Source organism: Pseudomonas sp. m6p (assembly GCF_055760375.1).
Genome location: NZ_CM147084.1, coordinates 4942562 through 4957199 on the forward strand (window position 1 = coordinate 4942562; position 14638 = coordinate 4957199).

General features: G+C 52.4%; 11 protein-coding genes and 1 pseudogene. 3 read left to right on the plus strand and 9 right to left on the minus strand.

Features of this window, described 5'->3' with window-relative positions; translation table 11 throughout:
- Positions 1-51: 51 nt before the first annotated feature.
- The 4 genes and pseudogenes from ACYZUM_RS22545 to ACYZUM_RS22560 all read right to left on the minus strand — a co-directional run bounded on the left by ACYZUM_RS22545 (position 52) and on the right by ACYZUM_RS22560 (position 3927).
- Positions 52-1050: an ATP-grasp domain-containing protein gene (locus tag ACYZUM_RS22545; RefSeq protein ID WP_033896469.1), complete on the minus strand. Its 999-nt coding sequence runs from the start codon at positions 1048-1050 to the stop codon at positions 52-54.
- A gap of 851 nt (positions 1051-1901) precedes the next feature.
- The gene (locus ACYZUM_RS22550; RefSeq protein WP_010466230.1) at positions 1902-2882 is read right to left on the minus strand and encodes an IS5-like element IS1384 family transposase; all 981 of its coding nucleotides are present in this window, start codon (positions 2880-2882) and stop codon (positions 1902-1904) included.
- Between the two features lie 65 nt (positions 2883-2947).
- A pseudogene (locus ACYZUM_RS22555) lies at positions 2948-3337 on the minus strand (DEAD/DEAH box helicase); the annotation flags it as partial.
- Positions 3334-3927 (minus strand): hypothetical protein, encoded by a 594-nt coding sequence (locus ACYZUM_RS22560; protein WP_033896466.1) that lies wholly within the window; start codon positions 3925-3927, stop codon positions 3334-3336. The pseudogene ACYZUM_RS22555 and the gene ACYZUM_RS22560, both read right to left, overlap by 4 nt.
- 101 nt (positions 3928-4028) lie before the next feature.
- Between ACYZUM_RS22560 and ACYZUM_RS22565 the strand changes: the two genes are divergently transcribed.
- Complete coding sequence (locus ACYZUM_RS22565) at positions 4029-4283, plus strand: helix-turn-helix domain-containing protein (protein WP_095669281.1); 255 nt, start codon at positions 4029-4031, stop codon at positions 4281-4283.
- 23 nt (positions 4284-4306) lie between these two features.
- Positions 4307-5526, plus strand: a protein-coding gene (locus tag ACYZUM_RS22570; protein ID WP_370467938.1) for an IS3 family transposase whose coding sequence is annotated in 2 segments (ribosomal slippage) — positions 4307-4652 and positions 4652-5526 — 1221 coding nt in all. Because the reading frame shifts where the segments join, the coding sequence is not laid out codon by codon here.
- Between the two features lie 117 nt (positions 5527-5643).
- On the opposite strand, the gene ACYZUM_RS22575 is transcribed toward ACYZUM_RS22570, so the two are convergent.
- Genes ACYZUM_RS22575 through hrpB form a run of 5 tightly spaced genes read right to left on the minus strand, consistent with a single transcriptional unit; the run spans position 5644 to position 14085 of the window.
- Complete coding sequence (locus ACYZUM_RS22575) at positions 5644-6072, minus strand: hypothetical protein (RefSeq protein ID WP_033896464.1); 429 nt, start codon at positions 6070-6072, stop codon at positions 5644-5646.
- A 2-nt stretch (positions 6073-6074) separates the two neighbouring features.
- Entirely contained in the window at positions 6075-8117 is a 2043-nt protein-coding gene (locus ACYZUM_RS22580; RefSeq protein ID WP_235378426.1) for an integrase, read from the minus strand.
- Entirely contained in the window at positions 8114-10048 is a 1935-nt protein-coding gene (locus ACYZUM_RS22585) for a hypothetical protein (protein WP_143519838.1), read from the minus strand. The genes ACYZUM_RS22580 and ACYZUM_RS22585 overlap by 4 nt, the downstream gene beginning before the upstream one ends.
- Entirely contained in the window at positions 10041-11516 is a 1476-nt protein-coding gene (locus tag ACYZUM_RS22590) for a site-specific integrase (RefSeq protein ID WP_033896462.1), read from the minus strand. The genes ACYZUM_RS22585 and ACYZUM_RS22590 overlap by 8 nt, the downstream gene beginning before the upstream one ends.
- Before the next feature lie 49 nt (positions 11517-11565).
- A complete protein-coding gene (gene hrpB, locus ACYZUM_RS22595) occupies positions 11566-14085 on the minus strand; it encodes an ATP-dependent helicase HrpB (RefSeq protein ID WP_108183894.1) in 2520 nt (839 codons plus the stop codon).
- Positions 14086-14196: 111 nt separating this feature from the next.
- On the opposite strand from hrpB, the gene ACYZUM_RS22600 reads away from it, so the two are divergent.
- Entirely contained in the window at positions 14197-14616 is a 420-nt protein-coding gene (locus ACYZUM_RS22600) for a hypothetical protein (RefSeq protein WP_025108718.1), read from the plus strand.
- The last annotated feature ends 22 nt before the right edge of the window (positions 14617-14638 follow it).

Sequence of the window (14638 nt, forward strand, 5' to 3'; positions counted from 1 at the left end):
CCACCGCGCTGCAATGGTACCAAACTTCAGGTTTCTCGATGCCTCAGGATGTCATTTTGGCACTACAGCTGCAACGGTGACCCCTTTCACACGTACGTCTGGCCGCCAAACGGTAGCTGGCTCAGGGAGATTCAGGCGGCGAGTAGCAAATATGCCCGCCAAATTGACGCCAGCCTCCCGGGTATAACCAACGCCACCAGAGTAGCGCGGGTTGATTTCCAACAAGTGGGGTATACCCTGCGCATCATCCTTTGTCTGAACGTTCACAATGCCGTCACACTGGAAATGCTCGGCCGCTTTGAGTGCAAGCTCAACCGCTGCACCATCGTTTTCAAAAATCTGATGGACGCCGGTCTTCCTCCGGGCCACGAACGCGATCGCTCGGCCAGCCTCGCAGACCATATCGACCGAACACTCGCTCCCGGGCATGTAAGGCATCACAAGCATCGCTGGCGGCGTTGCTCTTTCGCTGTAAGCACGCATGTATGTAGCGAAATTCGCAACCCGTGCATCGGGATCAGCAAAGCAGCGAAAGGGATCAGCACCCTCTTTGAAACGCCAAAAGCCTTGGCCATAGATGCCGACTGCAGGTTTTACGCAGACCTCACCCGACGCCGAAAGAGTTTCGTAAGCAGCAAACATATCCTCAGCATTCGTAGCAGTGATCGCCGGCACGCAAGCCAAGCCAGCACGCTCTGCCTCAGCAGTAAACCTGCTCTTGTCATCAACGAGGTCGAAGGTTCGCATCGATGTCCCACCGGTTACCAGCACCAGGCCAGCTTCCTCGAATCGAGCCCGGGCCTGCTCAAATACACCCCCCAATCGACCTGCCAGGATTACTTTGATGCCATAGGTGCGTGCAGTCGAAATCACCCACGAGATCCGCTCTTCAGCACCACGAGGCTCGGTGAAACTAATATCTGCACCGGCCGTGATTTCAGGGCGATCGTCGCGATGCGAGGCGAAAATCTTCACCTCAGGTGGCAGCGCATCACGCGCACCTTGAATAATGTCGCGCTGGCTAGACTGCCCTTCGAGAAACCAAATCATGTTTTAACCTCACTTGTAGATGTGCACTGACAGTCAAACCCGATGACGGGGACTGACAGCATCCGATAAGTTCAACCGGAACATAACGAGTCCGGCCGTAGCGTCAAGGCAATGCAGCGCGTTGTTCCAGGAGAGCGTCATCACGAGACAAGCTCCCATCCACAATTTCGGTTTTCAGCTTTTAAACTGGACCGCTTGCATGCGGTTCCTGCGCTCGTAAAATAATTCGGGACGGTGGTGGTGAGGCAAAACTAGGCGAGGTCAGCCGGAGAAAAACAAACAGCATCGTCATTTTCGAGTCGAGTCCAGTTAAGAATGGGCACCGATCGCAACATTTTTCTAACAATTCTGCAGCGACATCAAGTAAATCGTCCACAGACATTCTATTTCAGCGTATGAAGCTGCAGGGCAACTGAAGCTCACCCCGTACCGTCCTCAAGTTTTGAACCAGTATCGACCCCGGGATAATCTATACCACCACCTGGAGTCCGGCGACTAAAGGGTCAACAACTACGCGATTGGGCAAAATTCCGCGTATCCACATTCCATGAAACGAGGACACCCGTGAAGGTCCATTTCCGCATAAGCCAAAACCCGCTCGCGCGCACCAGATGAGTGGCCGGGGATTAACAAACTCGAAGTAACTGCGTGCGGTAGTGTTGCGAAAAACTAAGCTCGTATGCAGGTCCAATCACGAAGTCTTTAAGGATGGTCTGAAGTAGCCATGTATTTCCCCGGCATACCACCTAGCGCAACTTTTAAACTCGCCAAATGATCAAAAAACAATCAATTCGACGAGTATTTCTTACGTTTTCGCCACCCGGACCCCACTCCGGTGGCCATTTCCCGCATTACAGGCGCACCTCTCCTGCATTCGTCAGTAAATGTCGGCGCGCCATCCACAGGTTCGACAGAGCGAACAGTGTCACCAGTTGCGCCGTGTTTTTGGCCAAGCCGCGAAAGCGCACCTTGGTGTAACCGAACTGGCGCTTGATTACCCGGAACGGATGCTCGACCTTGGCGCGCACCTGAGCCTTGGCCTTTTCAATCTTGCGCTTGGCTTTGTACAGCACGCTGCGCTTATCGAGTTTTTTGTAGGTGCTGCGGCGTGCCGCCACCTGCCAGATAACTTCACGTCCTTCATGCTCGGGCCGCTTTTCGACACCGGTGTAGCCTGCATCGGCGCAGACCACGTTTTCGTCGCCATGCAGCAATTTGTCCACCTGGGTGACATCCGCCACATTGGCCGCCGTGCCCACTACGCTGTGCACCAGACCCGATTCGTCATCGGCGCCGATGTGGGCCTTCATGCCAAAATAATACTGGTTTCCCTTCTTGGTCTGGTGCATTTCCGGGTCGCGCTTGCCGTCCTTGTTCTTGGTCGAACTGGGCGCATTGATCAGCGTTGCATCGACGATGGTGCCCTGGCGCAGCGACAGGCCGCGGTCGCCCAGATAGCCATTGATGACAGCGAGGATGCCGGCCGCCAGCTCGTGTTTCTCCAGCAAGCGGCGGAAGTTGAGAATGGTGGTTTCGTCGGGGATGCGCTCCAGGTTCAGCCCGGCAAACTGGCGCAGGATCGTGGTTTCGTACAGCGCTTCCTCCATCGCTGGATCGCTGTAGCCGAACCAGTTCTGCAGCAGATGCACACGCAGCATCGCCATCAACGGGTAGGCCGGACGGCCACCTTCACCTTTCGGATAATGTGGCTCGATCAAAGCAATCAAGCCCTTCCACGGCACCACCCGATCCATCTCGATCAGGAACAACTCCTTGCGGGTTTGCTTGCGCTTGCCAGCGTACTCGGCGTCGGCGAAGGTCATCTGCTTCATCGGGAAACTCGGTGGGTGGGGTCGCGGTATTTTGCCAAATCAGAAAGTCTTTTTCAGAGTTTCCTTAACAGCGCATCGTGGCCTGCACAGTGATGTATCTCATCAAATACGGCGAATATACGATGCTCATCGAAGAGCCTCCAAAACGCCTCATCCCGATACTCCATACCTTGATAGGTACACACAGCACCCACAGCGCCGATTAACCCATCAAGCCGTCTCCCGAGCACTTCGGCAAACGTCCGACGGAAGCCATCTACCACTTGTCGAGATGGAGCGAAACAAAGGATCAAATCAATTTCATTGCGCTCGAGCAGCACCTTGGCTAGCTCTGCTGCCATTCGCGTTTTTCCCGAACCTGGTGTTGCTTGGCAGAAGAAGTGAGGGTTACCGCGATAGTGCTCAAGCGCGGTTTCTATACATTCCCTTTGCCACTCTCGAAGAGATTTTGTCATGCCGCGGCAATTGCCTTGAGCGAGTTTTCAAGCGCACGAAGATGCCCCAGCAACCGAGAGCTGCGGTCTCGAACCTCATGGTATTCGCCTTGAAGCCGGGCTCTTAAAACAGGGATCTCCTCAAAGAGCTGTTTGTAACGCTCCGTTTCCCCCATTGAGGACAGGAGGTCTAGGCGAGTCTCTTTTAGCATTTCTTGAAGACGGCCTTGGTCGTCCGATTCATTTTGTGCTGATCGTGTTGGCAGCTCGACCAACGGACCTTCAACGCTTTCAGAGTGAAAAGGGGATGAGTTGTCAGGTCTTTGAAATCGGGAAGCAACCAGCACAAGGTTTATATGGGCCGGCATTTCCAACAGATGGAAGAGCTGTCCACGCTTACTGAGTTTCGGCGACTTCACAACCCAGCCGGCACGAATCAGTCGACGGATTTGCTCATAAACGTAAATCCGAACTGCGCCCAGCTCATAGCCAGGGAAGTCTAGAGTCGCTGCATAGGCATCTCGAAGCTGGCGAGTCGTGAACCGCTGATGTATTTCTTGGCAAAGCAAGTCGTACAACTGCCTGTCGAATTCGAATGAATCATGTTTCATGCAGGCACCCAGAGTTCCGCGAACAAAAATACGGATTATAGTCCGTGGCTGATTCGTCCGCAAACGCCCGATAGTGCTGCCTCAAGCAGGTTGAGGCAGCTATGGGGAAATTGGCGAAGGCCTTGGGAACGAAGATACGGGAAGCAAGGAAGGCTAAGGGCTTGTCCCAAGACGTCCTAGCTCTCGTCTGCAAGGTTGATCGTAGCTATATGGGGCGCATCGAACGTGGAGAGGTAAACATAACGGTCGAGAAGCTTTATCAGATTGCTTTGAGCCTAGGGTGTGAACCAGGGTCACTTCTGCCGACAGTGAACGAGCCCCATGAAAGACAGGACACCGTTTCCCCCTTACGATAAGGGATAGGCAAACGGTTATGTTTATGACTAATAGCAACGACAAGAGTGGGGAGCTTTTGGGCCAAGAGCGGCGGCGCCGCTGGAGCCCGGAGCAAAAACTGGCCATGGTTCGCGAGAGTCTTGAGCCAGGGCAAAGCGTTTCGGTGGTCGCTCGACGCAACGGCATCAATGCCAACCAGCTGTTCCTATGGCGCAAGTTATATCAGGACGGCAGTCTGTCGGCGGTCAGTGCCGGTGAAGCCGTTGTGCCCGCCTCGGAGCTGAGCGATGCGCTCAAGCAGATCCGTGAACTGCAACGGATGCTGGGCAAGAAAACGATGGAAGCAGAAATCCTCAAAGAGGCCGTGGAGATCGCCCGGTCGCGAAAATGGATTGCGCACTCACCCTTGTTGCCGGGGGACGACCAGTGAAGCTGGTCAGCGAATGTCTCGGTGTGGCGCGCTCGCAATTAACGGTTCGAATCAAGCAATCGGTATCGCTCAAAGTACGGCGCCGCAGGCCTGTGGACGATGCTGATCTGGTGGTTGAAATCCAGCAACAGATCAGCGAACTGCCCAGCTATGGCTACCGTCGTGTTTGGGGATTGCTGCGTCGTGCCCGTGAAACCCAGTCGCTGCCGGCGATCAATGTGAAACGGGTTTACCGGGTCATGCGCGATCACGACCTGCTGTTGGCGCGGCGCATCAAACAGCCCGGCGTGCCGCGTCGGCACGAGGGTCGTATTGCGGTGCAAACCAGTGATACGCGTTGGTGCTCGGACGGCTTTGAGTTCCGCTGTGAGGACGGCGCCAAACTGAGCGTGACCTTCGCCCTGGATTGCTGTGACCGCGAAGCCATCGGCTGGGTCGCGAGTCCGACCGGGTACAGCGGCGATGACATCCGCGACTTGATGCTGGAGAGCGTAGAGAAACGCTTCGGTGATCAACTGCCTGCAACGCCGGTTCAATGGCTAAGCGACAACGGCTCGGCGTACACCGCCGAACAGACACGCCTGTTTGCTCGACAGATCGGTTTGCAGCCGGTGACCACCCCGGTGCGCAGCCCGCAGAGCAACGGCATGGCCGAGAGCTTCGTGAAGACGATCAAACGTGACTACGTTGCGCACATGCCCAAGCCGGATCGAGAAACGGCGCTGCGCAACCTGGCAATTGCCTTCGAGCATTACAACGAGCAGCATCCGCACAGCGCCTTGAACTATCGCTCACCGAGGGAGTTCAGGCGCTTGGCAGCAGCATCAATTTGACGGGGAGTTGGTGTCCGGTTTTGTAGGGGCAAGTCCAGACAGCCAAAGATGCTAGCGATTGATAAGGTCAGGAATTGCCCCCTAGCAACCTCATTGAGGTAGAGACAAACCTTGACTTTAAGGATGCAACCTAACCTGAAAAGGCTTGATTTGGCGCTCCGCCAACTCTAACTCCCTTACGCGTTCCCATAGCTGTAGATTTTGTGTGAGGACCCGGTCGCGCTGCGCACGAACAGTTGCTAATTCAGTCGCCAAGGCATCAAGCTTATCTTCCAAACTGTCAATTTTTTTAGTGTTTGAATGACTGCCCCCCCGATTTGCCTCTGCACGAAAAGCCTCAATCCTGGCTAATATGGGCAAATGTGCGTTACGAGATTTCTTGAGGTAGCCACGATCAAATCCGGCTTCGAAACTTACAATGCTCGCGGTGATTTTCGAACGAGATAAGCCTACATGCTCCGCCACAACTGGCCTGCCTTCGAGAAGGCGCTGCAACGCCTCTTCACACTCAAGCAAACCACGACCAACTACTTTATTAGAACGCATAGCTACACATCCTTATCAATAAAGCGCGCCTTAAAGCTCAGGAGTCGTTCAAGATCCCCATTGGCTACTTGATATTCTCCCGAACCATAAGAATATAGCGTTAACTCTTCAGTCATAGCCTCAATGGCATGGCCAACTTTTTCAGGCTGTATTATTGCGCCTTCACATATCAAACATTCTGTGAAATCACCAAGCAAAAAATAATCACATCGACCAACCTTAGAACAACCACCTAAAAAAGTTGGCCGATAGCTAATCTCGCAATTCTTCACACGAATCAAAGTGTCTGCCCTAACATCCTCAATGCATACTTCACCATTCTTCAAACGAGCTTTCTGTTTCTCAATATAAGACCCCGTGCCTCCGAACAATGGTGCTTCCCTGAACAGCACATCGGACAGCAGTTGATTCGCAACAGCCATCGGCATCCCCATCTGAAACTCCAACGCAACATGCGAGTTGGGCAAGACAAAGCCATTACTTTTCGGATCGTAGTATCCAAAAATAGTCTTTAGATTTTGAAACCCATTACTGTAATAGCGAGCCATTTCGAGAGTCACTTGTTTGTATTGCGACTTCAAACTGGGCAACGAAATAAATCCACTATTGCTACCATAGAAAGCTAATGAACGGCGAAACTGGTGACCTGTCAGCGGCCAAGAACGACCTACCGCAAACTCTGGCTCACTGTAAAAGTCACGCTTCGTATCAGTTTGCGCCAACTCCTGTATGTCAGAAAGCTCAATCCTGACACCTTCTATTAGAGGAATTTTATTATAAAAATTCCCTAACTTCCCCACACCAACATCGGTATTGCGTTTTCGAAGGACTGCGGGATTTAGAAATAATGGACAGTCATTATCCACATCAATTTTATAGATACTTGCTAGTCCTCGACAAATTGCCTGCGCAATTTTTACAGCCTTGACAACTTCGCTCGGCGCGAACCACGATTCTGATTTTTTGTACCCTGTAAATTTTGTGGTCGTCGACAGAACTGAGACTGATCTCGCCAAGTCGCGAGTCACTCCATTATCATCAACGACCTCCTTTAAATAGATCTCATCAGACAAACAATCATACTGCATGCGCAGCACCTCTTGCTCTCTCATGCCTGTGTATAAGTGAATTACGTTTTTTACAATGTATTGCATTTTCAATAGCGCAGGGCTCAACCCTCTTTTATGAGAACAAGAAAAAACTCCAGAAAAAACCTCATTCAGACAATGAGCCTGAAGCACCTCAGTCATAATTGGTCTGTAATTAGCCTTTCCGCCAGGCAACAGACTTTTCTGAACATCATGAGCGAGCCCATAGAATTCATCGCAAAACTTAGATACAAAGCACTCCAGGCTTTCTACGCCTCGGTGAATCTGATCAAGCATATCTTGGAGAACGTTTATTAGCTCCAAATAGATCCTAGTTGGAATAACCGGATGTTGATTAGGCTCATGTCGACGCAATTCAATATCACGCGAACTAATAACGCGATAACCCAATCGATCATCACCAACAGAAATTAAATTGGCAAGCAAAGCTGATAGCATTTGCGGAAAATGTGGCTGCGCCCTCTCAGCAATAAACGCTGCCAAATAGACCGGGGTACTGAAAAGTTGTTGCAAGGACAACACACCAACTAAAGGCTTTTGGATTTGCTCATAACAAAACAACACCGCGCTCCGCAAAACCACCCAGCGCTGCTCTAATGTCTTTGCACTCAACCGCCCCAGACGACCACCTCCTGCGAAATATGCAAGACAATAGATAATGTATTTCACCTCATCGATCAACGCTTTGTTTTCGGGACCAATCGACTTTAAAATCTTATCAAATCTAAACTTCGTGACCCTCGTCGCTCCAAGTCGATATGGATTAAAGTCCCATATCCACTCTTTATATATTGCCGTTGGCGTACCATGTTTATTTCGACACAGAACAAACTCAGATGAGGGTTTAAAGTTTATATCCAGCATTGCAGCATCAGGAGCAACGGCACCCAAATTACCCATGGCGGCATATAAACCACTTACCGCAGAGGCACTCAAAATACAACCCCCATTGCTTCATAGCGTTGCAGGCGTCGCTCCCAAAATGGCGTTAGCACCCCAAGATTAAATACTTTATTCCTCATGGCAGATACTAACTGCGAAACAGACTCCGAGCGATTTGCAATTGCCTCTAAGATAAACTCGACCCGAATGGATAAGTCCTTATAGAGTACTTCTGCGTGACCACTATCCTGAGCAGTATTGCGTACAGCGTTAACCACATAATGGAGACTTAATAACTTATGAATATCATCTTCATCGGCGTGACAGAAATAATGAGTGCAATACAAACAGCCGTACTGATTACGACAATTCGGCTGAATCACCGGTGCTTCGGTATCGCTGACGGGAACTGGAAACCTGAACGAGTCACAATGACCAACGGCAATTGAGTCAAGTTTATCTGACGCTGTAACACTTCGCTCACGTACCATTTGAGCAGCTTTACGCACTGAATCCCAGTAAGTACCAAACTCACTTTCCTGCTGTTCAACAGTGGCTTCTGAGTACGACGAAATATTCACCCCACTGGAATGATTTAACGCCCGCGCAACTGTTTCCAGGGAGTACTTAGCCGCGTGATGAGCGGAACTTTTATGCTTACGCGCCTTGTTATAGGTTATTTTTGGATATTTGCCATCTACAAAAACGCCCGAAATCGATGAGTAAAACCTAGTTGCCGCAGCCCCGGCATCAAGATCAGAAAATGATAGACAAACAGCGCCTTTAGAAATCTTTATCTTGAAAAACAATCTATCAACATATTCTCCATTGAGAATCCAATCACGCAACTTAAAATACTCTCGAAGCAGTGTTAACCCTTTTTTTCGCCCTAAGACATATCCGGTCATCTTTCCTCTAGCACGAAATTTTACAGCCGTTAATTCTTTCTTCAATACTGACTTATCAATCCCCAGAGCATCCTCATAACTAAACTGTTCCAGTTCAGTAGGTGATGCACCTGTCATCAACATAAAAAGAGAAATATATGCTTTTACAGCAAAGGCGGCCATTTGCAACCGGACATAATTACGAGATTCAGAATTAGCAAATTCTACGCTAGCCTGCGCATCTGCTATAGCACGCTCTGCTTCACAAAGCCTAATTGTCTGACCTCTTCCAGCATATTTGGACATGTATTCTTCGACTGTTGCAACACGTCTTTCTGCCACGTTATAACAATCATGCCCCTGTCGAAAAGGACTATTCATTCCACCATTAGAAGGAAACTTAACAACTTCATAATTTCTTATCCGGACTACGCATGGAAATGGCTCTTGCTCAAGAATAAAATTACTGTAATCACGCGCAATGGCAATACATACGTCCGTAAAAAAGTGTACATCGGATTCTCTAGGCGGCTTTATTGCTTTTCTTTGCCTAGCAATTGGCACGGCACTACGAACTACATAATCCACTACTGATGAAAACTGGAGTCCAATTATGAACTGTAAGGTCTTCTGACATTTAGCGGCATGCTGAGGAGCAAAATCCCCTTTTCTGATTGAATCATTAAGATAAGATGTGTAGTCAGCGTATGCTCTAGATGCACAACTTACATCAGTAAAAACCTCCACATAACCATTGGCATTTAACCAATTCACGACAATGTGCAACACTCTAAACTGGGTTACTATCGAATTATCGCGCAAACCTATTAGAGAATCGAGGAGCTTCACCACTAGCTCACGCCTACTTTCCACAAGAGATGACTCGACAACCGATATAGTACCGGCATTGTCAAACTCCCTCGATCTAGCTTCGCCTCGCGTTGCATATGCGATACTCCCAATATCGATAGGCGACTTATACCCCTTTGCATTGGCAAGCTTTAGACGCAAGCGCTCCGGAAACACATGCTCCTGACTGATTTCATCTACCGTGATGACTTTTGTTTCACGAAATGACCAATCAACATGACTATTCATCTTGAGCACTCAGTATAAAACTTGAATAACTACCTAAAAATAGACTAGCCTCAAACTTTTCCTGCGCGACAGTTTTCTGAGGAAGCATCTTGAATAGTTGAAGGTAATGCTCTGTCATCTCTCGTGTGGCGTGGTGCATTCGCTCCATTATAAAATCAATATCATCTCCTGGACGCATAAGCCCCACAACAATAAGGGCCTGCAATCTTTGATAGAGCTGAAACCCAAAAGTCGCACGCAACCAGTGATACGAAAAGTCCTGAGGGTACTTATCAGATGTCTTTTGCAATATTTTTCGCTTTATTGTGTCTGTGACTTGGCCAATGGGTCTAGATTTGACAATAGGGTAGCGCGGATCATCTTTTGCCATGTAATAACACCCTCCCTGATCAGATAAAAAGACGTACATATCCTCGTCTTTTATCTGTATATTTGGGTAATATAAAGACAGAGCGGTTCTAAACTTATCTCGCCGTTGCCTCATCATCGGACTATCTCCAAGCACCCGTAACTCCTCAGCAAGTTGCTTTGGCACGTGCAAACGTTGGCTTCGGTCTTTCTTGGTATCCATCCCTGTGCCTGGACCGGCATGTAACAGATAGGTGCCATCTAACTGCAGCCTTTCTGAAATGAACCCTTTTAGATGCTTTAACCGCATCGTAAGCACGGTCTGCTTACGGGCGCCAGTCATCAAAGCCGTCAACAGTATAAGACGTTCTAGTGCTGACCACTCCTCACCTTCAATAACCTTCAAAAACTCAGCCAGCTCAACATTAGACAAAGGACGAAGATCTTCGTTGTCCTCTCGCACATACCCTATTGATACCAGCCTTCCTGGAACCGTTGATTTAGTTTGACTACGCTTTTCAGCCGTAATCACCCTAGCGGCCCCGTAAGCATTTTTAATTAAAAATTTTACCTCCTTGACTGTATCTACTCGCTGCAAGTCAATGTCATGCCAATTGGCACAAACAAATCTATAGAAATCAAATACCACGCCTGTGTATTGATTTACGACTGCCGAACTACGCCCACTATGATTTATCAAATGAGCAAAATACTTATATGTAGGTCTCAACACAGGGCGACGCCCCGAAAAGTCGAGCCAGTTAAGTCCTTCGCTTTCACAGTAGATCAAGTAGTCTAATAATTTGCTGGCTCGACGGCGCAGATCATCGGTAGGCCTATTGCTTAACGTTTTATTTTCAATCAAGGATAAAAGGTATGAATTGGCTTCATGCCAAGGCTCACCTTCCTTATGAAACAGAAACGGGAGATTGTAGATATCTCCCGAGGTAAACGAAGAGCCGATTTCCTCAACCTGGTAGAGCTGTTTGGTTTCAGCCCCTTCAAGTACCGATTTAATTGAGTCAACGGGCTGGATACCGACATGCAGGGTCGCGAAGGCGCTCTGCGCGTGAGGGATGAGAACGAGGCGACCTTCGTAACGCCGATTTGAGTAGGACATGACTCACCCTCAAAGGACTGAGTCAACCCTAGATGTTAAGCGCTAAAAATCAAGGCTTCTTGTCAATGTCTTTCTTGTTAAGCGATTCGACCCAAGGGTCTAACTTATGGAATAGCTTCGGATACCGCCCCTTGAGATCCTTTTTCACCTCGGCATAGGTGCTGCGCCAGAAGTTGGCCAGGTCCTGCGTCACCTGCACCGGCCGCCGCGCCGGCGACAGCAGGTGGAGCTTGACCACTTGCCGCCCGCCAGCAATTCGCGGCGTCTCGGCGAGGCCGAACAGCTCTTGCAAACGCACCGCGAGAATCGGTGGAAACTCGCTGTAGTCCAGACGAATCGATGACCCCGACGGCACACTGATGTGATGCGGCGCCAGCTCATCAAGCTTCTGCGGCAATGGCCACGGCAGCAGACTGCGCACGATGCTCGACAGGTCCAGATTGGCGAAATGACTCAGTCGCGAGACTTTGCCCAGATAGGGCATGAGCCATGCCTCCAGGGTTTTGAGCAACGTCGCGTCGCTGACATCCGGCCATTGGCTGTCGGCCTGTGTCGCCAGATCCAATTGCCGCAACAACGCGACTCGCGCCTGCCACTGACGCAGTTCCGGCGTCCACGGCAGCAACTCCAGACCTTTGCGCCGTACCAGATTGACCAGCGCCTGACTGCGCGCCGCTTCGTCAAGCCCGGTCAACGGTTCGCGGCTGAGGATCAGTTCGCCAACCTTGCGCTGACGCTCGGCGCGCAGCACGCCTTCGCGCTCGTCCCAGTCCAGTTGATCGACGGCACGCACTTGCTCGGCGAGCACCGAGTCGAACAGCGTCGGATCGAAATCCGCCGCCAGGTAAATCCGCTCCTCGCGCTGCCCCTGACGACTGCCGAGGTCGGCGATCACGATCCACGCCTCCTTCATCAGGCTGTCGGCTTCGGCGAACAGCGCAGCGCGACCATTGGCCAGCCGATATTCGGCGCCACCGGCACGCCGCTGTTGGGCGACGCGATCCGGATAGGCCAGCGCCAGCAATGCGCCAAGCCAGCGCGGATGATCGGGATCGCTGACGGGCTCGCTGGCCTTGCCGCGCAGGTAACCGCGATATTGCCGCGCCAGTTGCCGCGCACGTTGTACACCGCCCTGAGCACCACGCGATGCGCGCTCCTCGCCAGAGAGCAGCACCAGGCGGCTGTGCAGATCCGCCCCGGCGCCGCGCAAAATATCGCGTTCGCCGAGCAGTGCCGCGACATCGCACGCCATCTGCGCCAGCCCCAGTGCCTGGCCGCGCAGCAACAGATGAGCGATGCGCGGATGTGCCGGCAATTCAGCCATGGCCTGACCGTGGGCAGTCAGCGCCTCGCCTTCAAGTGCGCCCAGGCGCTGCAATAAATCCTGCGCCTGTGCATAGGCTGCTGCCGGCGGCACATCGAGCCAGACCAGTTCGCCCGGGGTGACGCCCCAACGTCCGAGTTGCAGCGCCAGACCCGCCAGATCCGCCGACAGAATTTCCGCACTGCCGTAAGCGGCGAGTTGCTCGTGCTGATCCTGCGACCACAGGCGATAACACACGCCCGGTTCCAGACGTCCGGCCCGGCCCGCACGCTGGGTGGCGCTGGCCCTGGAAATACGCTGCGTATCGAGACGGGTCATGCCGCTGCCCGGGTCGAAACGCGGCACCCGTGCCAGCCCGGCGTCGATCACCACCCGCACGCCGTTGATGGTCAGACTGGTTTCGGCAATGTTGGTCGCCAGCACCACCTTGCGTTGGCCGGCCGGCGCCGGGTCGATGGCGGCGCGTTGGGCATTCAGGTCGAGTTCGCCGTGCAGCGGGCAGAGCAAGACATCTTTACGCTCGCCGATGGCATCGCTCAGTTGCTGATGCACGCGACGGATTTCCGCCTGCCCCGGAAGGAACACCAGCAGGCTGCCGGTTTCATCGTGCAGGGCTTCGAGGACGGTCTGGGTCACGCGCTGGTCGATGTATTCGCCAGGCTGGAACGACCGCCCCCAGCGCATTGTCACCGGGAACATGCGCCCTTCGCTGCGCAGGATCGGCGCGTCATCCAGCAACCCGGCCAGGCGCTCGCCTTCCAGCGTGGCGGACATCAGCAGAATCTTCAGCGGCTGTTCAGCGCGGAACAGTTCACGACCGTTCAAACTCAGAGCCAAAGCCAGATCGGCATCAAGGCTGCGTTCGTGAAATTCGTCGAAGATCAGCAGACCGACGCCTTCCAGCGCCGGATCATCCTGCAGACGCCGGGTGAGAATACCTTCGGTGACCACTTCGATGCGGGTATCGGGGCCGACCTTGCTGTCGAGACGGATGCGATAGCCGACGGTTTCGCCCACCTTCTCGCCCAGTTCGCTGGCCAGACGTTCTGCGGCTGCACGCGCGGCGAGACGCCGTGGTTCGAGCATCAGAATGGTCTGCCCGGCCAGCCAGACTTCATTGAGCAAGGCCAAAGGCACGCGGGTGGTTTTACCGGCGCCGGGCGGTGCTTCGAGCACGGCTTCGTGGCGTGTCGCCAAGGCTTCACGCAGGGCGGGTAAAACTTCATCGATCGGCAAAGAAATCATGCTGGCTCCCAAACAGAGGCGCGAGTATAACGGCGAACTGCCAGGCGTTTGTCAGGGTCTTAATTCCACACAACGCTGCTTCGTTTTTAGATGACTCAGGAGATCCATCACATGCGCTTACCTTCTCGCCTGATCGGCGGTGTACTGGTCGCCACCCTGCTCACTCAACTCACGGCCTGCGGTTCGATTTTCTATCCGGATCGTCGCGGTCAGATCGACGGCAAGATCGACCCGGCGATTGCTGTACTGGACGCCGTCGGCCTGCTGTTCTACGTCATTCCCGGGCTGATCGCTTTCGCGGTCGACTTCACCACGGGCGCGATCTATTTCGAACCGGGCCACACGGCGCAGGTCGATCCGGCGAAACTCAAACAAGCGATCGGCCCGGACGGCCAGGTCGATAACCTCAAGTTGCAGGCTATTCTCGAAACTGAACTGGGCCGCAACCTGCCGCTGGACGATCCACGCCTGATCCAGCACAAGGGCAGCACCCAGCAACTGGCCATGTTCGGCCTGCAACCCGCCGCCTGATCCATAAGGAATTTCTGCACTC